This window comes from Microbacterium sp. C5A9 (assembly GCF_022627955.1).
Lineage (GTDB): Bacteria > Actinomycetota > Actinomycetes > Actinomycetales > Microbacteriaceae > Microbacterium.
The window spans coordinates 83,298-104,395 of record NZ_JABXGD010000005.1; the positions used below are offsets into that span (position 1 = coordinate 83,298).

Here is a 21,098-nt window from a genome sequence, read left to right on the forward strand (position 1 = left end):
CACCCGAGCACGAGACACCACAGGAGACACCTGACATGAACGCGGCATCCGATGCCCTGATCCGCCTCGACGGCGTGACCAAGACCTTCGGGTCGACCACCGCACTGAAGGATGCCTCTCTGCAGGTCGCTCGCGGCGAGATCGTCGTGCTGCTCGGCCTCTCCGGTTCCGGCAAGTCGACTCTGTTGCGTCATCTCGACGGCCTGGAGACCCCCACGTCCGGGTCGGTCGAGGTGCTCGGCCAGCAGGTTCCGACGCTCCGGGGCAAGGCGCTGCGCTCGCTGCGCAGCCGGGTCGGCTTCATCTTCCAGCAGTTCGAGCTGGTGCCCTCGCTCACGGTGCTCGAGAACGTGCTCACCGGATCGCTGTCGTCGGTCGCCGGACCCCGCCTCGGCCTGTGGGGGTACTCGCGGGCATCGAAGCTGCGCGCGCTCGAGCACCTCGACAGGGTCGGTCTGCTCGATCGCGCCTACCAGCGCAGCGACACCCTGTCCGGCGGTCAGCAGCAGCGCGTCGCCATCGCGCGCGCCCTGATGCAGAAGCCCGACATCCTCCTCGCCGACGAGCCCGTCGCCTCGCTCGACCCCGAGTCCAGCGACCAGGTCATGGCGCTGATCCGCGAGATCGCCGCCGACGAAGGTCTCACGGTCGTGTGCAGCCTGCACCAGGTCGACCTCGCCATCTCGTGGGCCGATCGCATCGTGGGCCTCCGGCACGGCGAGGTCGTGCTCGACACCCCGACCACCGCCCTCACCAAGGCCGAGGTCATGGAGATCTACGGCCGCGTCGCGACGACCACCGCCGAGATCCAGGCCGTCGCGATCGAGCTCACCGAGGATTCGGCCGTGCTCTCCACCGACAAGGCCCGCGTCTCGTGACGCTCCTCGACACCCCCGCAGGATCCGCGACCCGCCCGGGCGGTGGCACGGCCGGCGAGCGCGCACCGCGGCGCCCCGTTTCCCCGGAGCGGATCGCGGCATCCCTCACGCTGCTCGCCCTCGTCGTGCTCGGCGTCCTCGCCGTGAACGACGTGGGGATCTCGATCCCGGCGATGGTGCAGAGCTGGGGCAACGCCGAGAACTTCATGGCGCGTGTGGGAGGACTCTCCTTCCCCGAGCCCGCCGACCTCGCCTGGCTGATCGCCCTCACGGTCGGACTCGTGCTGGTGGGCACGCTGCTCGCGGCGGTGCTGTCGGTGCCGATCGCCTACCTCGCGGCGTCGAACACGACGCCGGGCAACGGCTGGCGAGCCGCGGCCCGGTTCGTGGGCGTGCTCACCCGCGCGCTTCCCGACGTGGTGCTCGCGATGGCCTTCGTGCTCATGTTCTCGCTGGGCACGCTGCCCGGCATCCTCGCCATCGGCATCCACTCGATCGGCATGATCTCGAAGATGTTCGCCGATGCGATCGAGCAGATCGACGAAGGACCGCGTCTCGCGATCCGCGCCGCGGGCGGCTCGAAGATGCAGGAGTTCGCCTCCGGCATCCTGCCTCAGGTGCTGCCGAGCTGGGTCGCCACGGTGCTGCACCGCAACGACATCAACCTGCGCGGCAGCGTGGTGCTGGGCTACGTCGGCGTCGCCGGCCTCGGCCTCGAGATGTCGTATGCGTTCAAGGCGCTCAACTACGGCAAGGGGCTGGGCATCGCCCTGGTGATCTTCCTCCTGTGCATCGCGATGGAGATCGTGTCGAGCATGGTGCGCGGCGCGATGCTCGGCCAGCAGAAGCACACCCGCTCGTGGATCGACCGCATCATCCACCCGCGTCTGCGCGACTCCGGCTCCGCCGGCATCGAGACCGGGCGTCCGGCGTGGGCCGCCACCCCGCAGGCCGCCGTGCATCGCCCGTGGACCGCCGAGCGCGTGCGCCACACGATCGGCGGGCTGATCGCGGTGCTGGTCGTGATCGGCAGCGTCGTGGTGAGCCAGATCAACTGGGGCGACTTCTTCACCTTCTGGGCCAAGCTGCCCGACGTCGCGGCGAGGTTCTGGCCGCCGTCGTTCGGCAACTACGACACCGCCGCGATGGTCTCGGCCATGGTCGACACGGTCGCGATCGCGCTGGCCGCCACCGTGCTGACGCTCCTGCCGTCGCTGGTGCTCGGCTCGCTCGCCGCGAGCAACGTCGCCCCGAGCTCGGGCATTCGCGGCGCCGCGCGCTTCCTGCTCGTCGGCATCCGCGGCATCCCCGAGCTGATCCTCGCGATCGTACTCGTCGTCATCACCGGACTCGGCGCGCAGGCGGGTGTGATCGCGCTCGCGATCGGCGGCGTCGGACTCCTCGGCAAGCTGATCGCCGACTCGTTCGAAGAGGTGGATCGCGGACCCGAGCGCGCGCTGCGCGCCGTCGGCGCGACCCGACTGCAGACCTACACCTCGGCCACGGTGCCTCAGGGCGTGCAGGCGCTGATCGGCCACAGCTTCTACATGCTCGACACCAACATCCGCGCGGCGACGATCCTCGGCATCGTCGGCGGCGGCGGTGTGGGCTACTACCTGCTCAACGCCAGCCAGGGCTCGCGCTACGAGACGGTCACCGCGATCGTGCTGATGATCCTCGTGACGGTGCTCGTCGTCGAAGGGCTCGCGATGTGGATGCGCAAGGTGTTCCGGTGAGCGGCGAAGGTCAGACGGCGGACCGCGCCGATGTCGTGGTCGTCGGGTCCGGCATCGTCGGCCTCGGATCGGCCTACGCGGCGGTGCGGCGCGGGATGCGCGTGATCGTCGTCGACCGCACCGACGGCCCGATCGGTGCGACGGTCCGCAACTTCGGCCATCTCTGCATCGGCGCGCAGGCGGGCGATGCCCGTCGCTACGCTGACGCCTCGCGCGACCTCTGGCTGCGGCTCGCCCGCGACGCCGGATTCTGGCTGCGCGAGTCGGGCACGCTCGTCGCCGCGCGTCACCCCGACGAGATCGCGGTGCTCGACGAGGCCGCGCGCGACGGCGGCATCCGGATGCTGGATGCCGACGAGCTCCTGCGCCTCGCACCGCTGCGCGCTGAGGGACTGCTCGGCGGAGCCCACATCGAGACCGATCTGCAGACCGACCCGCGCACCGCGGCGGCCGCGATCGTGCGGCACCTCGCCGCTCTCGGAGTCGAGTTCCGGTTCCGCACCGCCGTCACGGCGATCCGTGGTCGCCGCGGTGGCAGCTCCCGAGTCGAGACGACCCGCGGGGCGATCGAGGCCGATGCCGTGGTCGTCGCGGTGAATCACGACATCGATCAGCTGCTGCCCGAGATCGCCGAACGCGTCGGCGTGGTGCGCTGCGCCCTCGACATGATGCGGGCGGCGGTGACGGTCGGGCATCCGCTCGCCGCCCCGCTGCTGACCGGGTGGTCGCTCGTGCGATACGGGCGGTTCGCCGACAGCGCCTCGGCCGCGATCCTCCGTGAGCGTCTGCACGCCGAGCGTCCCGACCTCGCGGCGCTGGACCTCAACCAGATGTACACCCAGCTGCCCGACGGCACCCTCATCATCGGCGACTCGCACGCCACGGCCGTCGCGCCGGCGCCGTTCCAGCCCGAGGCCGCGTTCACGGCGTTCCTCGCCGAGGCGCAGGCGCTGTTCGACATGCCCGCACCGCGGGTGCTCGAGCGCTGGCAGGGCGTCTACGCGAAGGGCCCGAAGGACTTCCTCATCGAACGGGGCGAGGAGGGGGTGCTGGTGCTCGCCGCGACCACCGGCATCGGGATGACCACGGGGCTGGGGCTCGCCGAAGAGAATCTCGCAGCCGCCTTCGGGTGGGCATCCGCAATGGAAGGAACATCATGACCATTCTCGACACCATCCGCACCGAACTCGTCGTGCTCGACATGGCGGGCACCACGGTGCTCGACGACGGCGTCGTCGAGCAGGCGTTCCAGCGCGCCGCGGAACGCACCGGGGTCGCCGATCGGATGCCGTGGGACGAGGCGCTCACGTATGTGCGCGACACCATGGGGCAGTCGAAGATCGACGTCTTCACGCACCTCGCGGGCGGAGACCGGATCGCCGCCGAGCGCGCGACCGCCGCGTTCGAGGGCGCGTACGCCGAGATCGTCGGCGAGCAGGGCGTCACCGAGATCGCCGGGGCCGCCGATGCGATCCAGGGACTCAAGGATGCCGGCCTCACCGTCGTGCTGACGACGGGTTTCGCGCCGGTGACCCGCGATGCCCTGATCGACGGGCTCGGGTGGCGCGGTCTCATCGACCTCGCCCTGTCTCCCGTCGACGCGGGGCGGGGCCGCCCCGCACCCGACCTCGTGCTCACGGCGCTGCTGCGCACCCGGGCCTCGTCGGTCGCGGCGGTCGCGGTCGCAGGCGACACCGTCAGCGACGTCGAGTCGGGGCTCCGGGCGGGCGCGGGCTTCGTCGCCGGGGTCCTCACGGGCGCCCACGACGTCGAGGCGCTCACCGCCGCGGGTGCGGATGCCGTGCTGGCCGACGTGACCGCGCTGCGCTCCGCTCTCGCCGAGCGCGGTCTGCTCGCGCTCTCCGTCACCGGCTGAGTGGACGACATCATGGGAACGCTGTTGGTGCGCCCTCCCGGTCACCGTCGGGATGTCGCGCTGCGCCCGGCCGCCACGGCCATGGTCTGGATCGGCGAGGGGCACCCGCACGAGATGATCGCCGTGCCCGGGGTGGCCCTCGGTGACGGCGATGTGCTCGTCGCGGTCGAGCTGTCGACCATCTGCGGCTCCGACGTGCACACCGTGCAGGGGCGTCGCTCGGCACCGGCGCCGCTCGTGCTCGGACATGAGAGCGTCGGGCGCGTGATCGCGATGGGCGACGGCGGTGCGGCGGCCGTCGACGGGAGTCCGCTGCGGATAGGCGACCGCGTCGTATGGTCGGTGACGGTCTCGTGCGGCACGTGCGACCGGTGTGCGCGGGGCCTGACACAGAAGTGCCGCACGCTGGGAAAGTACGGCCATGACCGCGTCGGCGCGAACGGCGATCTCACGGGTGCCTTCGGCAGCCACGTGCAGGTGCGTGCCGGCACCGCCGTCGTCCGGGTTCCCGAGTCGCTGCCGGCGTCGGTGCTCGCGCCGGCGTCCTGCGCCACGGCGACGGCGTGGGCGGCGGTGGCCAGGGCCGCGCGTGATCATGATCTCGACGGCGCCTCGGTGCGCGTGCACGGTGCCGGTCTCGTGGGGCTCTCGGCGGCGGCGATCGCCGCCGAGCGCGGCGCCGCGGTCGAGGTGCTCGACCCGAACCCGACGCGCCTCGCGCTCGCGGCGCGTTTCGGTGCGGCACCGCTCGAGCGCGAGCCCGAGATCGTCATCGAGGCCTCGGGCCACGCGGTCGCCGACGCCCTCGCCGGAGTCGCGACCGGCGGGACCGTCGTGCTCGTCGGCAGCGTCTTCCCCGCCGATCCGGTGCCGTTCGATGCCGAGAGCGTCGTGCGACGTCTCGTCACGGTGACCGGCGTGCACAACTACACCGGCACGGAACTCGCCGACGCGGTCGCCTTCCTCGCCGGCCGGGGGAGGGCCTACCCGTTCGCGGATGCCGTAGGCGAGGTGCGCCAGCTCTCGGCGATCGACGAGGCACTGCTCGCCGCAGCCGCGAGCGACGCTCCGCTGCGGATCGGACTCGTTCCCGGTCGCTGAGCAGGCGCGCTCGCGTCAGGGCGTCAGGGCGTCAGAGTTTCAGAGCCTCAGAGCCGCTGGGCGTCGCCGCGACGCGGTCCCGCCGGGTGCAGGCTCTCGGCGTGGAAGGCGAGCAGCCGCACGGCGATCTCGACGGTCTCGTCGAGAACCTCCCCCGGGTCGCCCGTGAGCGCGAGCATCCGGTGCCCGATGCCGTCGTTCGAGGCCCAGCCGAGGTAGACGGTGCCCGCATCGTGGCCGCCCTCGGCATCCGGGCCGCCCACGCCTGTCGTCGAGACGCACAGGTCGGCGTCGAAGAGCCGGCGTGCCCCGTCGGCGAGCTGCTCGGCGCAGACCGCCGATACGGGATCGGTGCCGGGCGTCACCCCGAGCACTCGCTCCTTGATGTCGGTGCGGTATGCGACGACCCCGCCGGTGAACCAGTCGCCGGCGCCCTCGACAGCCCCGACCGTGCTCGCGAGGCGTCCCGAGGTCAGCGACTCGACGACGCACACCCGCAGTCCTCGATCGCGCGCCACCTCGCCGAGCCTCTCGAGAACGAAGGATGCGGAGTTCACCTCTGCCTCGGTGACCTGCTCCGCCTCGGTGACCTCTTCCGCCCTCTCCTCGGCGGTCACCGCGCGGTCTCGTCCGTCGACCCCGCCTCGTCCGTCGTCTCCGCCCCGTCGGTCGTGGGGGTCGGGGAGTCGGTCGTCGCGCTGGCCTCGTCGGAGTAGTCGGGGCGATCGGGCTGCAGCGGCTGGTCGGAGTACTCTCCACCCTGGCGTCCGCCGAAGGGTCGGCCGTGGTCGGCGAACTCGTCGCGGGCGAAGACCAGCTCCCAGGCGCCCACCGTGAACCGGGCACCGGTGCGCAGCGTCTGGGTGCGCTCGCCGGGGTGCGTCGCATCGGCGGAGGGATTGGTGTTCATCTCTCCCTCGCCGTGCAGTTCGAGGACGTACTCGTCGCGTTCGTCGTGCGTGATCGTCGCGTGCACGGGGTCGGCCCCGTCGAGGCGCAGCTCGAGGTCCGCCGCGGATCCGATGCGCACGACCTCGGCCTCGAGGGCGAACTCGCTCCGCTCGTCGTCGCGCGTGACACGCAGTCGGGGGTTGCCCGCACCGAACTCGGCGTGGGTCGTCGTGGGCGTGTATCCCTCGTCGGGACGATCGTCGATGTGTCGTGCCATGATCAGGCCTCCTCGCAGTCACGGATGACGCTAGAGGCTCGGCGAGGTCCGTGTCAGGGGGTTGACTTCCGACGAGCATTCCGGAGTATCCCTCGATTATGATCGGGCTACGCAGATGACCGTCGGTCCGGCAGAAGGTGTCGGTGGGCAGCACGGGGCACTCGCGTGGGGCAGAGGGAGGCCTGCATGGGAAAGTTCATCTACGAGGGCAGCGTCAAGACCGAGATCGAGGATCGCACCCTCACCCACCTGCAGCTCGTCATCACCGCCAAGCTGCGCAGGGCCGAGCCGTTCCCGTTCAGCTGGCGTGAGGACTCCAGCGTCGGGGGAGGGCGCACCACCGTGTGGATCCAGCCCGGCAGCGCCCTGGTCTTCAAGTACTACGGAAGCCGGCAGCCGTCGATCAACCGCGCATGGATCGAAGCCCTCGCCTTCACCGCCAACGCCCCGAGCGGCCTCCACGTCGTGCCCGAGCCGAGCGAGACACACGGCGCGGCGGCAGCGGCGGCCGAGAACGCCTCCCTCGACTCGAGTCCGCAGCTCTGAGACGGTTCCGGTCGCAGGACCCGTCGTTCGTCGATCGCGCCTGGGGCTGTCAACCCCCTGCTGCGATCGCGCCGTGTCGGCGACTCTGAGTGCATGACCGACATCACTCCCGACCCCCGCACGCAGCACCGCGACCAGGAGTTCCCCGGGCAGCAGCAGGAGCAGCCCGGCCTCACCGGCGAGATGCGCCCCGCACCCGACCACGGCGAGCACAGCTACGTCGGCAGCGGTCGTCTGCAGGGCCGCCGCGCCCTGATCACCGGCGGAGACTCCGGCATCGGCAGAGCGGTCGCCATCGCCTTCGCGCGCGAGGGCGCCGACGTGGCGATCGTGCACATGCCGGAGGAGCAGGCGGATGCCGACGACACGCTCGCGCTGATCCGCGCCGAGGGGCGCACCGCGCTCGGTCTCGCCGGAGACGTGCGCGACGAGGGCTTCGCCACCGACATCGTCAGCCGGACGACGGATGCGCTGGGCGGCCTCGACATCGTCGTGCTCAACGCCGCGTACCAGCACGACATCGACGGCTTCGAGAACCTCGCGACCGACCGTCTGCGTCGGGTGTTCGAGACGAACCTGTTCGGACTCCTCTACACGGCACGCGCCGCCTATCCGCGACTCGAACCGGGCGCGAGCATCATCGTGACGGCATCCGTGCAGGCCTACCAGCCGTCGCCCGCGCTCATCGACTATGCGATGACGAAGGCGGCCCAGGTCGCGTTCGTGCAGGCGCTGGCCGAGGAGGCCGGCGAACGCGGCATCCGCGTCAACGCCGTGGCCCCCGGCCCGATCTGGACGCCGCTGATCCCGGCGACCGGCTGGAGCGACGAGCGGGTGCAGACGTTCGGGCAGGACACTCCTCTCGGCCGCGCCGGGCAGCCGGCCGAACTCGCCGGTGCCTATGTGTACCTGGCATCCGCCGAGTCGTCGTTCACCTCGGGATCGGTGATCGCGGTCACCGGCGGTAAGCACCTCTGACACGGTGCGGGGCGGCTCACCCGCCCGCACGTACCTCGCGCACGTACCTCGCCCCCGTAGGCTGGTCCGGTGCAGCAATCCGCGTCATCCCGTGCTCTCGTGGGCGTGGCGCTGGTCGTCGGCTCGTGCCTCTCGCTGCCCTTCGGCGCGGCGGTCGCCGCGCAGCTCTTCCCCGTTCTCGGTCCCTGGGGTGTGACGTCGCTGCGGGTCGCGATCGCGGCGCTGCTGCTGCTCGTGATCGTGCGTCCGCGCCCTCGGCGCTGGACCCGCGGGCAGTGGTCCGCCGCCGTGCTCTTCGGTCTGGCGCTCGCCGCGATGAACGGGTTCTTCTACGCCGCGATCGACCGCATCCCGCTCGGACCCGCGGTCGCGATCGAGTTCCTCGGGCCGCTGGTCCTGGCGGCGGCCCTCACCCGTCGTCGCGCCGACGCCGCCTGGGTCGGCGTCGCCCTGCTCGGCATGGTGCTGCTCGGAGTCGACGGCCTGACGGGAGCGGATGCGCTCGATCCGCTCGGCGTCGTGTTCGCGCTCGTCGCCGCCGGGTTCTGGGCGCTGTACATCCGCATGAGCGCCCGCGTCGGCGCGCTGATCCCCGGCGCGGACGGGCTGGCGGTGGGGCTCCTGGTGGCGGCCGTCGTGCTGCTGCCCGTCGGCGTCCCCGCCGCGACGACGGTCGCCGGCGACATGCAGCTGCTCGTGCTGGCGGCGGTCACCGCGGTGCTGTCATCCGTGATCCCGTACAGCTTCGAGCTCGCCGCGCTGCGTCGCCTGCCCCAGCGCGTGTTCGGCGTGCTGCTCAGTCTCGAGCCGGCCTTCGCGACGCTCGCCGGCTGGCTCATCCTCGCGCAGGACGCGACCGTGCTGAAGGTGGCTGCGATCGCCCTCGTGATCGCAGCCAGCGTGGGGACGACCCTCGGGGCCCGGCGCCAGCAGCGGCGATCGGATGCCGATGCCGCGGCATCCGATCGCGTCGGCGACCAGGATGACGCGCGCATCGGCGACCGGGGCGACGATCGCGTCGGCGACGACCCCGGACCGTTCACCGGTCCCCTTCCGCTGCCCGATTAGCCTCTGCGCACAGTTGCCGACGTCTTCGCCGATGACGTGGCCGGGGTGGCCGGCGTGACGTCGGGCAGCGGGTACCGGCGGCGCAGCAGCATCCGCTGCACCAGGGTCCAGATGACCGTGACCGTCAGGTAGAGCGCGGCGGCCAGCGGCACGAACGCGGCGAACACGACCGTCAGGTAGTGCAGCGCCCCCGCGATCCGCAGCATCGCGGGGGAGGAGAGCGGCGAGTCCTCGGCACCCTCGGGCACCGGCGCCGGACGGAACACGCGTCGGCTGATGTCGGCCACCACGAGCATGATCACCGCGAGAGCGCCGAACACCAGAAGGGTCGCCGGCGAGGCCGTGCCTCCGAACACGGCCGACACGACGCTCGTGCCCAGCGGCGCTCCGAACAGGTCGTGCGTGAGCAGGTCGTTCGGGTGCCCGGCGATCTCGGGGCGCAGGAACAGCGTGTACAGCAGGCCGACGACGGGGGCCTGTGCGAGCACCGGCAGCATGCCCGCGAACGGCGAGGTGTTCTCGCGGCGGTACAGCTCGAGCATCTCCTTCTGCAGCCGCTCGGGGTTCTTCTTGTGGCGGCGCTGGATCTCGCGCAGCTTCGGGGCGAGTCGTGCTCTGGTCTGTTCCGCGCGCGCCTGGGAGAAGCCCACGGGGATCAGCAGGGCGCGCACCAGCAGGGTGACCAGGATGACCGCGAGGGCGGCGGCCGAAGCTCCGGCCAGCGGTTCGAGGAGTGAGGAGAGCCCCGCGAGGGCTCCGTAGGCCGCGTCGAGCAGAGCGGCGAGGGGTGGGAAGGCGAAGATGTCCATGGAAGTCCGTTCGTGTGTCGGGAAGGGTCGGCGAAGCCGCGCGATCCCGTGCGAGACGGACTACGCGGCGACGGCGACTCCCGGCGCACGAGGACGCGGATGCCCCGCGGCATCCGGATCGCTCTGTGCGAGCAGAGTCGAGATGTCGATCGCCCGCAGCGGATGCGGCGTCGTGCCCTCACGCGGAGGGACGAGGCTGAGAGCCAGGGCGATCGTCAGGGTGGTGAGGGCGATCAGCGCGATCGCGACACCGAGGGCTGCGGCATCGGGCACGGCGATCACGCCGAGCGCGGACGCGACGAAGCCGAGCATCTGCCCGAACCACTCGCTCATGCGCGCCTCCCTCACCGCGAGGGTAGCACCGTCGCGCGGGCGTAACCTCGGAGCATGACTGATCTGCGTGCGCTTCTCGGCATCGAGCATCCGATCGTCCTCGGCCCGTTCGGCGGGCTCTCGTCGGTGGCGCTGGCCGCGGCGGTGAGCGAGGCAGGCGGGCTCGGCGGATACGGTCTCTACGGCTATGACGGCGACCGCATCCGGGCGACCGTCGCCGAGCTGCACCGGGCGACCGCACGACCCTTCGCCGTGAACATCTGGATCCCGACCGGCGACGAGGTCGAGCCGAACGCCCAGCACGCCGTGTTCGCGCAGGCGCTGCAGCCGTTCTACGACGCGGTCGGCGTCGAGATGCCGCCCCGACCCGCGCGCTACCTTCCGCCGCTCGACGAGCAGCTCGACGCGATCTGGGAGTCGGCTCCTCCCGTGCTGAGCGTCGTCTTCGGGGTGCCCTCGGAGGAGGTCGTCGCCGAGGCGCATCGCCGCGGCATCCGCATCGTCGGCACCGCCACGACCGTCGCCGAGGCGGTGGCGCTCGCCGACTCGGGGGTCGATGCCGTCGTGGCGACCGGACTCGAGGCCGGAGGGCACCGGGTGTCGTTCCTGCGGCCCGCCGAGGAGTCGCTCATCGGCACCCTCGCGCTCGTGCCCCAGGTGGTCGACGCGGTCGACGTGCCGGTGATCGCCGCCGGCGGCATCGCCGACCGTCGCGGGGTCGCCGCCGCGTTCGCGCTCGGCGCCTCGGGCGTGCAGATCGGCACGGCCTTTCTGGCCACCGTCGAATCGGCCGCGACGGACGCGCACCGCGCGGCGATCCGCTCGACGGCGGCCGACGGCACCGTGCTGACCCGCGCGATGAGCGGCCGGCTGGCGCGCGGCGCCCGCAACCGCGCGGTGCGGGCGATCGAGGCGAGTGGCACGATCGCCCCGTTCCCGATGCAGAACTGGCTCACCGGGCGGTTCCGTGCCGCGGCGAGCGAGCAGAACCTCGGCGAGCTGCAGTCGCTGTGGATGGGGCAGGGTGCGCCGCTCGTGGCGCACGGCACCGCCGCCGAGACCTTCGCGGAGATGCTCGCGGGAGTGCCGGCCGCCGGCTAGAGGATGACGGTCGAGCGGCCGTGCACGATCACGCGGTCCTCGGCATGCCACTGCACCGCGCGCGCCAACACCAGGCGCTCGACGTCGGCTCCGCGACGCTGCAGCTCGGCGGCGGACTCGGAGTGCGTGACGCGGGTGACGTCCTGCTCGATGATCGGGCCCTCGTCGAGGTCGGCGGTCGCGTAGTGCGCGGTCGCGCCGATCAGCTTGACCCCGCGGTCCTTCGCACGCGCATACGGGTTCGCGCCGATGAAGGCGGGCAGGAACGAGTGGTGGATGTTGATGATCGGCGCACCGACGCCCTCGATGAAGTCATCGGTGAGGATCTGCATGTACCGCGCGAGCACGACGAGGTCGACATTGCCCCGCAGCAGCTCCAGCTGACGCTGCTCCATCGCCAGCTTGTCTCCCGAGGGGATGTGCACGAACGGCACACCGAACGAACGCACCGACTCGGCGAGATCGGGGTGGTTCGACACGACCATGGTGACGTCGATGTCGAGCTGTCCGCGCTGCGTGCGCCACAGCAGCTCCATCAGGCAGTGATCGTACTTCGACACGAAGATCGCCACGCGCTTGCGGCGGGCAGTGTCGTGCAGGGACCACTCCATGCCGAATCGCTCGGCGACCGCCGCGATGTCGGCTTCGAGAGCCGGACGCGCGGCGGAGAGGCCGGGGAGGTGGATCACGGTGCGCTGGAAGAAGCGGCCGCCCTCGGAGTCCGTCGAGTGCTGGTCGAGCGAGATGATGTTCGCGCCGTGCTGCGCGAGCACGCCGGCGACGGCGGAGACGATGCCGGGCTGGTCGTCGCAGGCGATGAGCAGACGGGCGGTGTCGGGCTGAGACATGGGGACTCCTCGAGGGTGTGCATCGATTCTGCCGTGCCGGGCGCCCGCCGAGCGAATCGCGGACCTACCCTGGAGGGATGGACATGCAGGGGGCGACCGCATCGGCGCTGCTCGCGAGCGCGCGGGCCGGGCTCGCGGGGGCGCCCCGCGAAGGACTCGGCGAGGAGCGCGAGTCACGCTGGCGCGGGCACCGGATCGTGCGGATCGGCGAGGCCTGGCACCTCGGAGTGCTGCTGCTGACCGAAGAGCACACTCTCGCCACCGCCGAGGTGCTGCGCGCCGCCGACCCGGGGCGACGCGGATACACGGCCGAGTCGGCCCGCGAGCGCGCCGCGCGCCGGGCGCTCGCGCTGCGGGGAGGCTTCGGCGAGGGCGAGGTCGCGCACATCGGCTGGAGCGTCATCGACGTGGATGCGGTCGACGCCGGCGGATCGTCGGGTCCGCTGGCCGTCATCGACGGCGTGCCCTCCGTACGATGGAGCACCGCGGGCGGATGGATGCCGCTGGAGGCATATCTTCGTGAGAGGGTGCAGCTGCTGCGCGACGCCGTGGCGTGATCACGCGAGCCCACGCGACCGATCGCGGTGCGGGTGCGGGTGCGGTGGGGTGCGGAAGCTCAGTCCGCGAACGTCTGCGCGAAGCGGCGCAGCAGGGCGGCCCCCTCGGTGACGGATGCCGAGAGCACCTGCCGCTGCACGAGATCGAACTCCTCCGGGTCGAAGTATCCGGTCGTGCGGTAGAAGGTCATGCGGTCGGCGAAGTCGCGGGGAGTGGGCTCAGGGTGGAACTGCGCCGTGTACAGGTGGGTGCCGACCCGGTAGGCCTGCACAGGGCAGGTCGCGTTGGTGGCGAGCAGCACCGCGCCGTCGGGCACGGCGACCGCGCTCTCCTTGTGCGCCGTGAACACCGTGAGTGCGGGAGCGCTGGGCCCGAAAATCGGGTCGTCGGCTGCCGCGGCGGTGGTCTCGATCACGGCGGCGCTCGCGGACTCGGGTGTCGCCGAGGTCACCTCGCCCCCCAGCATGCGCGTGACCACGCCGATGCTGAAGCACGTGAAGAAGGCGGCGATCTCACCGGCGATGGCGCTGCGCGCGATCCGCTCGAGGTCGCCCTCGACACGGCGCTGCACCGGCGACTTCGCGGGGTCGGTGACGTTGAACGGCGAACCGCCCACCACCACGCCGCGGTAGCGGGCGAGACGAGCAGGGTCCAGGCGCTCGGTCAACAGGTCGAGACGGTCGACGACGTCGACGCCGAGTGCGCGCCGGAACGAGGCGTGCTCGGCGTCTGCCGCCCCGAGCTCGGGACGCACGCAGACGTAGAGAAGCGAGACCACCACGAGAGTCTAACGAGCGTCAGCGCGACGAATTCGCCGTGCGTCCCCGCACGATGCCCACGAACGTGTCGACGTCGGGCGTGGTGCGCTCGCGCGGCCAGGCCAGAGCGACGGTCGACGTCGGGCCGTCGGCCAGCACCCGGTGATCGGCGTCCTTGCGGTGATGCACGCGGGCGAGCGACATCGGCACGATCACGATGCCGATGCCCGTCGCGGCGGTCGCGATCGACTCGGCGGTCGGCAGCGGCGCGAAGGCCGGGGCCAGCGCGCCGGGCACCGTGAACGGCACGAGCGCGTCGTCGGAGGGCGTCATGACGACCTCGCCCGCCAGGTCGGAGAGCGTGAGCTCGTCGGCCGCGAGCAGGTGCGACTCGATCGAGGTGACGACCACGGGAAGCTCGTCGTACAGGGGGATGACGTGCACCGCGTCGCGGCTCAGACCGGCGGCCGCCAGAGCCTCGTCATCGAGGGGCAGTCGCACGAGCGCCGCATCGACGTCGGAGAGAGCCGTCTGCTGCGCTGCGACAGTGATCGGCACGAGCTCGAGCGGCACCTGGGGCATCCGCTGCTTCCAGGCGTCGATCCACTTGCCGGGAGTGGCGCCGGGCACCGTGCCGAGGCGGAAGGAGCGCGGCTCCTCGGGCTCGGGCGCGGGAGCGTCGAAGGCGACCTTGGCGGTCTTCTTCGGCGGCTTCGGCGGGGGGAAGCGCTGCGCGGGCGCGGCCTTGCTGCGCCGCACCGGTCCGGTCGGGCGCGAGGGTCGCCGCTGCTGCTTCGCCATCAGGCCAGAGTACCCGGCGGGGTGCTGCCCGCCGGGCCGATCCGGGTCTTCGGGGTCAGGCCGCGAGCCAGAGGCCTCGGCGATCGGTGGCGACGGTGAGTCCCGCGGCGACCGTCTCGTCGTCGCCGATGCGCGCACCGCGCACGATGCGCGCGCCCGCGCCGACCTCGGTGCGGACTCCGACGTGGGCGTTGTCGCCCACCGCGGCGCCCTGGCCGATGTGCGCGTGCGCCTCGATGTGCGCGCCTTCGCCGATCACGGCATCCGGTTCGATCCACGCACCGCGTGCGACGGTCGCGCCGGCCCCGACGCGTGCGCCGGGTTCGACGTACGCGCCTGCTTCGACGTGCGCCTTGGGGTGCACCTTCGCGCCGTGCGCGACGAGACCGCGACCGTTGGCGTGCTTGCGGTATCGCAGCGTGGCGCCCTGGTCGTTCTCGATGTCGATGTAGTTCTTACCCACGATTCCTCCCCGTGCTCCGAACCTGCTCCGAACCTGTTCGGATATATCAACAACCACGGGACCGCTCGATTCATTCCCGAGCATGGAATCAGGTCATCGCTGGCAGACGGGGCACCAGAAGGTGATGCGCTCGCGGGTCGGATCCGCGCCCAGCTCGCCCCGACGGATGGGGGTGCCGCAGCGTCGGCACGGCCGCCCGGCGCGTCCGTAGACCCACGTGCCCTGACCCGGTCGATCGACCCCGGTGAAGGTGCGGTGCCGACGGTCGCGATTCGCGCGGATCGTGCGCACGCCGAGGGCGAGCAGGGCCACGACATCGACCTCGGGGGTGGGCGTGGTCGGCAGGATCCCACGGAGGAACAGCAGCTCGGCCGCGTACTCGTTCCCGAAGCCGGCGACGGAGCGCTGATCGAGGAGGGCGACGTGGATCGCGCGGGTGTCGGCGCTCAGGCGGCGCGCGGCCTCGGCGGCATCCCAGTCGGGACCGAGCGGATCGGGCCCGAGGTGCCCCACCAGGTCCTGCTCGTCGCGTGTCGGCACGACCTTGATCTCGGCCAGGTCGATGCCGACGGCGTCACGGTCGGCCGTGCCGACGATGGCGCGCACCTTGAAGGCAGGATGCCGCCACTTCTCGCCCGACCGATAGGTCAGCCACGCGCCGTCCATGCGCAGATGGGAATGCAGAGTGGTGTCGCCGATGCGCAGCAGCAGATGCTTGCCGCGCGGGATCGAGGCGATGATCGGCTGGCCGGTGAGATCGACCGTCGCGAACCGCGGGACGCGCAGGTCGAAGCGGGCGACCTCGGACCCGACCAGCGCCTCTTCGAGACGCTTCGCCGTGCGGAAGACGGTGTCGCCCTCGGGCATCAGGCCGGTCCCGGCTGCTCGGGTGCGGTCGCGGCGAGCGGGGTGCGCTGCAGCATGGTGCGCGCGAGCAGGGTCGAACCGGCGACGGCCGCGGGCATGACGGCCACTGCACCCCCGGGGATCAGGAAGCACAGCTGCGTCGCCACCCCGAACCCGAGCACGCGGGCGCGGCTGTTGCGGAAGAGCGCGGCGCGGTCGGCGGGGCTCAGATCGCGGGCGTCGAACGCGCGTCCGGTGAGCTCGCGCGCCAGCAGCCGCCCCGAGAGCGCCACGCCGAGCACCGCGCCGAGCACGCCGCCCACCAGCGGGATGAGCCCGATCAGCAGCACGACGACCGCGACGAGGACGCCGAGGAGCACGAGACGGATGCCCTCGCCGAGGGCCGTCCAGAACCCGCCCCCCTCGGAGTCGGGCGCGTCGCCGAGGTCCTTCTCGACCGCCTGCCAGATCCGCTGGTAGAACGGGTCGCCGATGGCCAGGGCGAGGGCGCTGAACACCGCGCTCGCGAGCGCGAGAGCCGCGACGAGCACGACCAGACTCACGGCACCGCGGAACAGCGACCGCCACGGCTCGAGCCACCGGTCGGCGAACGGCGTCAGCGCATCGGAGATCAGCCCGAGCGACAGGGCGAGGGGCACGAGCACCGCGATCAGCAGCACGGCGGCGATCAGCGCGGGCACGAGCCCGAGCGCCATGAGACCGGGACGCCGTCGCCACGTGCCGAATCCGCGCAGGAGGGTGCGGATCCCCTCGAAGAACTCGCCGATCATCCCCTCAGCCTAGGAGGCGGATGAGGAAACCGTCGCGTCGGGCACGAGATCGCGCAGCATCCGCACATCGAGATCGAGCATCGAGCGCACCGCGTGCACGCCGCCGGGACGTGCGCGGGTCGAATCCCCGATGACGACCGTCGTGCATCCGGCAGCCAGAGCGGCGGTGGCGCCCACGAGCGAGTCCTCGAGGGCGATGCAGTGTCGTGCGGGCAGCCCCAGCGCCGCGGCGGCCTGCAGGTAGGGATCCGGCGCGGGCTTGAGGCGGGTCGCGTCATCGGCGGTCACCGTCGCACGGAACGACGACAGGTCGACGGAGAGGGCGAAGCGATCGACCCAGTGCCGAGGCGACGACGTGACGAGTGCCACGGGCACCTCGGCCGCGCTCAGGGCATGGAGCAGCCGCTCGGCGCCGGGACGCCAGGTGACGTCGTGCGAGTACGCCTCGAGGGAACGGCGGTCGAGGTCGGCGGCGACCTCGGCGATCGGCTCGGGAAGGCGCAGGCGGGTGTGCAGCAGGGTCGCCGCTCCCACGAGATCGAGGCCCTCGGCCGCGGCCACGATGTCGGCGACGGAGACGGCGACGGCTGCGGGCGCGCTCGGAACGGCGGGCGAGCGCTCGGTCACGAAGCGCTCGATCACGAGCAGCCATGTGCGCTCGGTGTCGAGGAGTGTCCCGTCCATGTCGCTCAGCACCGCCCAGGCCGGAGAGTCGTCGTGCATGGGGATCCTCTCGCCGCCACGATCCGGATGGTTCGCTGCGTCCATCCCGTCGGCCGGACGAGGACGTCGCGCGGACGCGAGGGAAACGGCGGATGAACAGCGGAGGGACGCCGGGGGAAACCCGATGGACAGCTGCGTGCACGTGTGCAGCCACGGCGCGACGGCGGCGGAGAGAGCCCCCTCGCCGTGGGTACGCTGGCGGCGGATCGCGCCCCGAGACCGCCTCGATCGAGCGCGCCGCCGGAGGGGAGTCCGTCGTGCACCGGTACCGCGAGATCGCGAGCGACCTGTCGACGCAGATCGTCGAAGGCCGGTTCGACGCCACCGGCATGCTGCCCGCCGAGGATCAGCTCGCGCGCACCTACGAGGTCTCCCGCGGCACCGTGCGCAACGCGCTCGTGCTGCTCGCCCGACAGGGCACCATCGCCCCGAGACGCGGTTCGGGCTGGCTCGTGCGCACGACCCTGCAGAGCCAGCGGTTCTCGGAGCTGCGCTCGTTCGCCCAGTGGGCGTGGAGTCGGGGCATGGAGCCGGGCGGCCTGGTCGTCTCGCAGCACCGTCGTGCGCCCACCGCCGTCGAGGTGCGCCGGCTCCGGGGCGGAACACGCACCGGCGACGTCGTGGAGGTCGTGCGGCTCCGACAGCTCAACGGGAGGAACGTGATGCTCGAGCGCACCGTGTACCCGCCCTGGATCGCACCGTTCATCGAAGCCCTCCCGCCGGACGAGCCCTCGGTCGTCGGCGCGCTCGAGCAGCGTCATGGCGTGCGCATGGTGCACGGCGAGCACTCGATCGACGCGATCGCCGCGTCGAGTGACGACGCCCGCCTCCTCGAGGTGCGGCGGTCCAGTCCGCTGCTGCGTGTGAACAGGGTGAGCTACGCGGCCGACGGGAGCGCCATCGAAGCCGGCGACGATCGCTACCTCGCCGATACCATGTCGTTCCAGGTGCAGGCATCGCTGCAGGGCACCGAACTCACCCGCCGGTCGCACTGAGTAGCGGGCGGCATCGGGCCTGGACTCGTGTGCGCACGCGTCCACACCGATCCGGCCGCTCGCGTCATCCTTGGTCTCTCGTTCACCTTCCGTGCACGCGCGGTTGGGCATCGGCGTCGATCGTCGAGGCATCCACCCCTCGTCTCTCGGAAGGACGACACCCCCATGCATCCCTCTCGCCCCCTCACCCGCTCGCGGGGCGCAGCCTTCGCCGGCGTCGCGCTCACGGCAGCGCTGCTCGCCGCGCCGATCGCCGCGAGCGCCCAGGTCGTGGACCCCGCGCCGACGGCCGGCGACGTGACCGCCGCGGCCGCCGGCTCGTCGTTCTCGCTGCCCGGCGGCAGTCTCGTCGCGGGCGTCACGGTCGACATCGCATACGAGACCGACGCGGCCGACCCGAAGAACTGGATCGGCTTCTACCGCGACGGCGAGGTGCCGGGCGGCGAGGGCGACCTGTCGGCCTCGTGGGCGTATGCGCCCGAGGCATCCGGCTCCGTCTCGGTCGCCGCGCCGACCACGCCGGGCACGTACACGGTGTGGTTCCTGGCGAGAGACGGCTACGAGCCGCTCGCCGACAGCCAGACCGTCGCCGTGACCGGGGGTGCGGCCGAGCTGACGCCCGGCGACCCCGAGGCATCCGTCGACATCGATCCCGTCGGCACCGACCTCAGCACCGACGGCGTGCTGCTGCGTGAGGGCTTCGCCGACGGCCTGCCCGCCGGCTGGTCGGTCGACACCGCGGACGCGGTCGATGCCGTCGCCGACTATCACGGCTGGGTGCCCACGACGCGAGCCGAATGGACGGCCGACGTCGACGAGATGCGCGGGCGCTTCGCCCGCCCCCTCGCCGGGTTCCTCGTGGCCGACGCCCAGCAGTCCGGTGCGGCTCCGTTCTCGTCGACCCTCACCAGCGCCCCCGTCGACGTCGAGTTCCTCCGCTCGCTGCGGCTGTCGTTCGACAGTCACTACCGCGGTGCGGCCGGGCAGACCGGCGTGGTGCGGGCGAGCTTCGACGGAGGGGAGTGGACCGAGGTGCTGCGCCTCGACTCCGCATCCGTCGCCGACGGCTACGACCCCCTGCAGCTCAACTACATGCAGGACATCGCGGTCGACGTGCCGTCGGATGCGGCGCAGGTGCGCTTCCAGTGGCAGCTCGACGCCCCGGGCGAGGACTCGCGGTACTGGGCGATCGACTCGGTCGCGGTGCATCAGGGCGAGCTCGTCGACGACGAGACACCGACGCGGCTGTGGACGGTGTCCGACATCCAGGGGCACCCTCATGACTTCGAGCACGGACTCAACGATCTGAGCACCCTCGCGCCCGACCCCGCCGGACTGCTCATCGTCGGCGACCTCGTGAACTCGGGCACCGAGACCGAATGGCGCGAGATCTACGACGTCATGGACAACACCGTCGGCATCCGGCCCGACACCACCGTCTCGTCGATCGGCAACCACGAGCGATACGCGAGCGGCGGCTTCGCGGCGAACTTCGAGCGGTTCCTCGCCTTCGCCGAGCGCGACACCGCCTACGGCGAGTATGTGCTGCGCGGGGCGGGCGGCGACGTCCCCGTGATCACCGTCGGCCAGGAGATCAGCGGACCTTCCGACGTCGCGATGACCGACGAGCAGGTCGAGTTCCTCGAGGAGCGCCTCGCCTACTGGACGGCTCAGGGATCGCAGGTGATCGTCAACACGCACTTCCCGCTCGGCGACACCGTCTCGGCGTCGTGGATCCCGTGGTACCACGACCACCACCTCATGAACGATCGTCTGACGAGCATCCTCGGCAACTACCCGAACGCGGTCGTGTTCAGCGGCCACACGCACTACCCGGCATCGCTCGGCGACTGGGCGGTGCAGCGCCGCACGGCCGACGGCCACCCCGACGGCTTTTGGGCCGTCAACACGGTGGCGATGCACGTCGGCTGGGAGGCTCGCGGCGAGAACACCGACGGCATCAGCGAGGTCACGATCGGCGACGTGAACAACGGGCTCGTCGTCGAATCGTACGGCGACCGACTCGTGGTCAGGGCGTACGACTTCTTCACCGATCAGCAGATCCGTGAGGTGACGATCCGCAACCCGCTCGCACCCTACGCGGCCGATGTCGTTCCCGCCGAGGAACGGCCCGCGGACTACAGCGCCGTCGACGCCGAGCTGCGGCGCGTGCCGGCTGACCTCGAGAGGTTCACCGCCGAGAGCGTCGAGGCGCTGAACCGAGCGATCGCCGCCGTCGAGCGCGACCTGACCGCGGCGGATCAGGCCGAGGTCGACGCGATGGCCGCGGCGCTGCGCACGGCGATCGACGGACTCGTCCCCGTGGACGAGACCCCGGGAGCCGATGCCGACGCGGATGGCGGTGCGGACGGCGGTGCGGACGGCGGCGCGGACGGCGGCGCTGACGGCGGTGCTGGGACTGGTGCGGATGGCGGTGCTGGTGCTGGTGCTGGTGCGGATGGTGGTGCTGGTGCTGGGGCTGAAGGCAGCGCCGGTGCTGGTGAGGGGTCTGACGGTGGTGCGGCTGCCGGCGCGGGTCAGGGCGGCGGGTCCGACGACGTGGTCGCGGATCCCGACCGTGACCGTGACGACCTGGCCGCGACGGGCGTCGACCCGGGCATCGCCTGGATCGTGGCACTGGTCATGATCGGGCTGGGCGGCGGCCTGGTCGCGCTGCGTCGCATCCGCGCGCGGAGGTCATGATCGCGCCGCGCTGACACG

The 21,098-nt window shown here is 71.8% G+C and carries 23 protein-coding genes; 12 read left to right on the forward strand and 11 right to left on the reverse strand.

What is annotated here, in order from left to right; genetic code table 11:
- Window positions 1-35 precede the first annotated feature (35 nt).
- From phnC to HWD99_RS10675, 5 genes are read left to right on the forward strand one after another with little or no spacing between them, the layout of a single operon-like run.
- Window positions 36-878 (forward strand): phosphonate ABC transporter ATP-binding protein, encoded by an 843-nt coding sequence (gene phnC, locus HWD99_RS10655; protein ID WP_241796227.1) that lies wholly within the window; start codon window positions 36-38, stop codon window positions 876-878.
- A complete protein-coding gene (gene phnE, locus HWD99_RS10660; RefSeq protein WP_241796228.1) occupies window positions 875-2,614 on the forward strand; it encodes a phosphonate ABC transporter, permease protein PhnE in 1,740 nt (579 codons plus the stop codon). Before phnC ends, phnE begins: the two co-directional genes overlap by 4 nt.
- Window positions 2,611-3,774, forward strand: a complete 1,164-nt coding sequence (locus tag HWD99_RS10665) for a TIGR03364 family FAD-dependent oxidoreductase (RefSeq protein WP_241796229.1) — start codon at window positions 2,611-2,613, stop codon at window positions 3,772-3,774. Before phnE ends, HWD99_RS10665 begins: the two co-directional genes overlap by 4 nt.
- Window positions 3,771-4,490, forward strand: a complete 720-nt coding sequence (locus tag HWD99_RS10670) for an HAD family hydrolase (RefSeq protein WP_241796230.1) — start codon at window positions 3,771-3,773, stop codon at window positions 4,488-4,490. Before HWD99_RS10665 ends, HWD99_RS10670 begins: the two co-directional genes overlap by 4 nt.
- A 12-nt stretch (window positions 4,491-4,502) precedes the next feature.
- Window positions 4,503-5,591, forward strand: a complete 1,089-nt coding sequence (locus HWD99_RS10675; RefSeq protein ID WP_241796231.1) for an alcohol dehydrogenase catalytic domain-containing protein — start codon at window positions 4,503-4,505, stop codon at window positions 5,589-5,591.
- Between the two features lie 47 nt (window positions 5,592-5,638).
- Here the strand turns inward: HWD99_RS10675 and HWD99_RS10680 are convergent, their stop codons facing one another.
- Together HWD99_RS10680 and HWD99_RS10685 are read right to left on the reverse strand one after the other, a co-directional pair.
- Window positions 5,639-6,208 carry a CinA family protein gene (locus HWD99_RS10680; RefSeq protein ID WP_241796232.1) on the reverse strand — a complete coding sequence of 190 codons (570 nt, stop codon included), beginning with the start codon at window positions 6,206-6,208 and terminating at the stop codon, window positions 5,639-5,641.
- Window positions 6,205-6,759 (reverse strand): FHA domain-containing protein, encoded by a 555-nt coding sequence (locus HWD99_RS10685; protein ID WP_241796233.1) that lies wholly within the window; start codon window positions 6,757-6,759, stop codon window positions 6,205-6,207. Before HWD99_RS10685 ends, HWD99_RS10680 begins: the two co-directional genes overlap by 4 nt.
- A gap of 186 nt (window positions 6,760-6,945) precedes the next feature.
- Between HWD99_RS10685 and HWD99_RS10690 the strand changes: the two genes are divergently transcribed.
- From HWD99_RS10690 to HWD99_RS10700, 3 genes are all read left to right on the forward strand, one after another.
- A complete protein-coding gene (locus tag HWD99_RS10690; RefSeq protein WP_241796234.1) occupies window positions 6,946-7,305 on the forward strand; it encodes an ATP-dependent DNA ligase in 360 nt (119 codons plus the stop codon).
- Between the two features lie 93 nt (window positions 7,306-7,398).
- Window positions 7,399-8,283, forward strand: coding sequence for an SDR family oxidoreductase (locus tag HWD99_RS10695; RefSeq protein ID WP_241796235.1), 885 nt, complete (start codon window positions 7,399-7,401; stop codon window positions 8,281-8,283).
- 69 nt (window positions 8,284-8,352) lie between these two features.
- Window positions 8,353-9,351, forward strand: coding sequence for a DMT family transporter (locus tag HWD99_RS10700; protein ID WP_241796236.1), 999 nt, complete (start codon window positions 8,353-8,355; stop codon window positions 9,349-9,351).
- On the opposite strand, the gene HWD99_RS10705 is transcribed toward HWD99_RS10700, so the two are convergent.
- Both HWD99_RS10705 and HWD99_RS10710 read right to left on the reverse strand, forming a co-directional pair.
- Window positions 9,348-10,160, reverse strand: a complete 813-nt coding sequence (locus HWD99_RS10705) for a membrane protein insertase YidC (protein WP_241796237.1) — start codon at window positions 10,158-10,160, stop codon at window positions 9,348-9,350. The two genes, HWD99_RS10700 and HWD99_RS10705, sit on opposite strands and share 4 nt — an antisense overlap.
- Window positions 10,161-10,220: 60 nt before the next feature.
- On the reverse strand, window positions 10,221-10,493 hold the full coding sequence (locus tag HWD99_RS10710) for a DUF6412 domain-containing protein (RefSeq protein ID WP_241796238.1): 273 nt from the start codon (window positions 10,491-10,493) through the stop codon (window positions 10,221-10,223).
- Between the two features lie 54 nt (window positions 10,494-10,547).
- Between HWD99_RS10710 and HWD99_RS10715 the strand changes: the two genes are divergently transcribed.
- The gene (locus tag HWD99_RS10715) at window positions 10,548-11,594 is read left to right on the forward strand and encodes a nitronate monooxygenase family protein (RefSeq protein ID WP_241796239.1); all 1,047 of its coding nucleotides are present in this window, start codon (window positions 10,548-10,550) and stop codon (window positions 11,592-11,594) included.
- On the opposite strand, the gene purU is transcribed toward HWD99_RS10715, so the two are convergent.
- Entirely contained in the window at window positions 11,591-12,442 is an 852-nt protein-coding gene (gene purU / locus HWD99_RS10720; RefSeq protein ID WP_241796240.1) for a formyltetrahydrofolate deformylase, read from the reverse strand. The two genes, HWD99_RS10715 and purU, sit on opposite strands and share 4 nt — an antisense overlap.
- A gap of 77 nt (window positions 12,443-12,519) precedes the next feature.
- On the opposite strand from purU, the gene HWD99_RS10725 reads away from it, so the two are divergent.
- The gene (locus tag HWD99_RS10725) at window positions 12,520-12,999 is read left to right on the forward strand and encodes a glutaminase (protein WP_308220713.1); all 480 of its coding nucleotides are present in this window, start codon (window positions 12,520-12,522) and stop codon (window positions 12,997-12,999) included.
- A gap of 59 nt (window positions 13,000-13,058) precedes the next feature.
- Here HWD99_RS10725 and HWD99_RS10730 read toward each other — a convergent pair whose 3' ends face one another.
- The 6 genes from HWD99_RS10730 to HWD99_RS10755 form a co-directional block, all read right to left on the reverse strand.
- Window positions 13,059-13,778 carry a GMP synthase gene (locus HWD99_RS10730; protein WP_241796241.1) on the reverse strand — a complete coding sequence of 240 codons (720 nt, stop codon included), beginning with the start codon at window positions 13,776-13,778 and terminating at the stop codon, window positions 13,059-13,061.
- A gap of 19 nt (window positions 13,779-13,797) precedes the next feature.
- A complete protein-coding gene (locus HWD99_RS10735) occupies window positions 13,798-14,559 on the reverse strand; it encodes a LysR substrate-binding domain-containing protein (protein ID WP_241796242.1) in 762 nt (253 codons plus the stop codon).
- Between the two features lie 55 nt (window positions 14,560-14,614).
- Window positions 14,615-15,022 (reverse strand): DapH/DapD/GlmU-related protein, encoded by a 408-nt coding sequence (locus HWD99_RS10740; protein ID WP_201471186.1) that lies wholly within the window; start codon window positions 15,020-15,022, stop codon window positions 14,615-14,617.
- 93 nt (window positions 15,023-15,115) lie between these two features.
- The gene (locus HWD99_RS10745) at window positions 15,116-15,889 is read right to left on the reverse strand and encodes a DNA-formamidopyrimidine glycosylase family protein (protein ID WP_241796243.1); all 774 of its coding nucleotides are present in this window, start codon (window positions 15,887-15,889) and stop codon (window positions 15,116-15,118) included.
- On the reverse strand, window positions 15,889-16,659 hold the full coding sequence (locus HWD99_RS10750; RefSeq protein ID WP_241796244.1) for an EI24 domain-containing protein: 771 nt from the start codon (window positions 16,657-16,659) through the stop codon (window positions 15,889-15,891). The genes HWD99_RS10745 and HWD99_RS10750 overlap by 1 nt, the downstream gene beginning before the upstream one ends.
- Before the next feature lie 9 nt (window positions 16,660-16,668).
- Window positions 16,669-17,382, reverse strand: coding sequence for an HAD family phosphatase (locus HWD99_RS10755; RefSeq protein WP_241796245.1), 714 nt, complete (start codon window positions 17,380-17,382; stop codon window positions 16,669-16,671).
- Window positions 17,383-17,639: 257 nt separating this feature from the next.
- Here HWD99_RS10755 and HWD99_RS10760 point away from each other — a divergent pair, with 257 nt between their 5' ends.
- Together HWD99_RS10760 and HWD99_RS10765 are read left to right on the forward strand one after the other, a co-directional pair.
- Entirely contained in the window at window positions 17,640-18,377 is a 738-nt protein-coding gene (locus HWD99_RS10760; RefSeq protein WP_241796246.1) for a GntR family transcriptional regulator, read from the forward strand.
- A 165-nt stretch (window positions 18,378-18,542) separates the two neighbouring features.
- Window positions 18,543-21,080 carry a DUF4073 domain-containing protein gene (locus tag HWD99_RS10765; RefSeq protein ID WP_241796247.1) on the forward strand — a complete coding sequence of 846 codons (2,538 nt, stop codon included), beginning with the start codon at window positions 18,543-18,545 and terminating at the stop codon, window positions 21,078-21,080.
- Window positions 21,081-21,098: the final 18 nt, after the last annotated feature.

Bases quoted from the DNA above. Each gene is read 5' to 3' on its own strand.
- HWD99_RS10745 (WP_241796243.1), bottom strand. From the start codon at position 15,889: ATGCCCGAGGGCGACACCGTCTTCCGCACGGCGAAGCGTCTCGAAGAG.
- HWD99_RS10685 (WP_241796233.1), bottom strand. From the start codon at position 6,759: ATGGCACGACACATCGACGATCGTCCCGACGAGGGATACACGCCCACG.
- HWD99_RS10750 (WP_241796244.1), bottom strand. From the start codon at position 16,659: ATGATCGGCGAGTTCTTCGAGGGGATCCGCACCCTCCTGCGCGGATTC.
- HWD99_RS10765 (WP_241796247.1), top strand. From the start codon at position 18,543: ATGCATCCCTCTCGCCCCCTCACCCGCTCGCGGGGCGCAGCCTTCGCC.
- phnC (WP_241796227.1), top strand. From the start codon at position 36: ATGAACGCGGCATCCGATGCCCTGATCCGCCTCGACGGCGTGACCAAG.
- HWD99_RS10735 (WP_241796242.1), bottom strand. From the start codon at position 14,559: ATGGCGAAGCAGCAGCGGCGACCCTCGCGCCCGACCGGACCGGTGCGG.
- HWD99_RS10690 (WP_241796234.1), top strand. From the start codon at position 6,946: ATGGGAAAGTTCATCTACGAGGGCAGCGTCAAGACCGAGATCGAGGAT.
- HWD99_RS10755 (WP_241796245.1), bottom strand. From the start codon at position 17,382: ATGCACGACGACTCTCCGGCCTGGGCGGTGCTGAGCGACATGGACGGG.
- purU (WP_241796240.1), bottom strand. From the start codon at position 12,442: ATGTCTCAGCCCGACACCGCCCGTCTGCTCATCGCCTGCGACGACCAG.
- HWD99_RS10705 (WP_241796237.1), bottom strand. From the start codon at position 10,160: ATGGACATCTTCGCCTTCCCACCCCTCGCCGCTCTGCTCGACGCGGCC.
- HWD99_RS10695 (WP_241796235.1), top strand. From the start codon at position 7,399: ATGACCGACATCACTCCCGACCCCCGCACGCAGCACCGCGACCAGGAG.
- HWD99_RS10725 (WP_308220713.1), top strand. From the start codon at position 12,520: ATGGACATGCAGGGGGCGACCGCATCGGCGCTGCTCGCGAGCGCGCGG.
- HWD99_RS10670 (WP_241796230.1), top strand. From the start codon at position 3,771: ATGACCATTCTCGACACCATCCGCACCGAACTCGTCGTGCTCGACATG.
- HWD99_RS10710 (WP_241796238.1), bottom strand. From the start codon at position 10,493: ATGAGCGAGTGGTTCGGGCAGATGCTCGGCTTCGTCGCGTCCGCGCTC.
- HWD99_RS10715 (WP_241796239.1), top strand. From the start codon at position 10,548: ATGACTGATCTGCGTGCGCTTCTCGGCATCGAGCATCCGATCGTCCTC.
- HWD99_RS10675 (WP_241796231.1), top strand. From the start codon at position 4,503: ATGGGAACGCTGTTGGTGCGCCCTCCCGGTCACCGTCGGGATGTCGCG.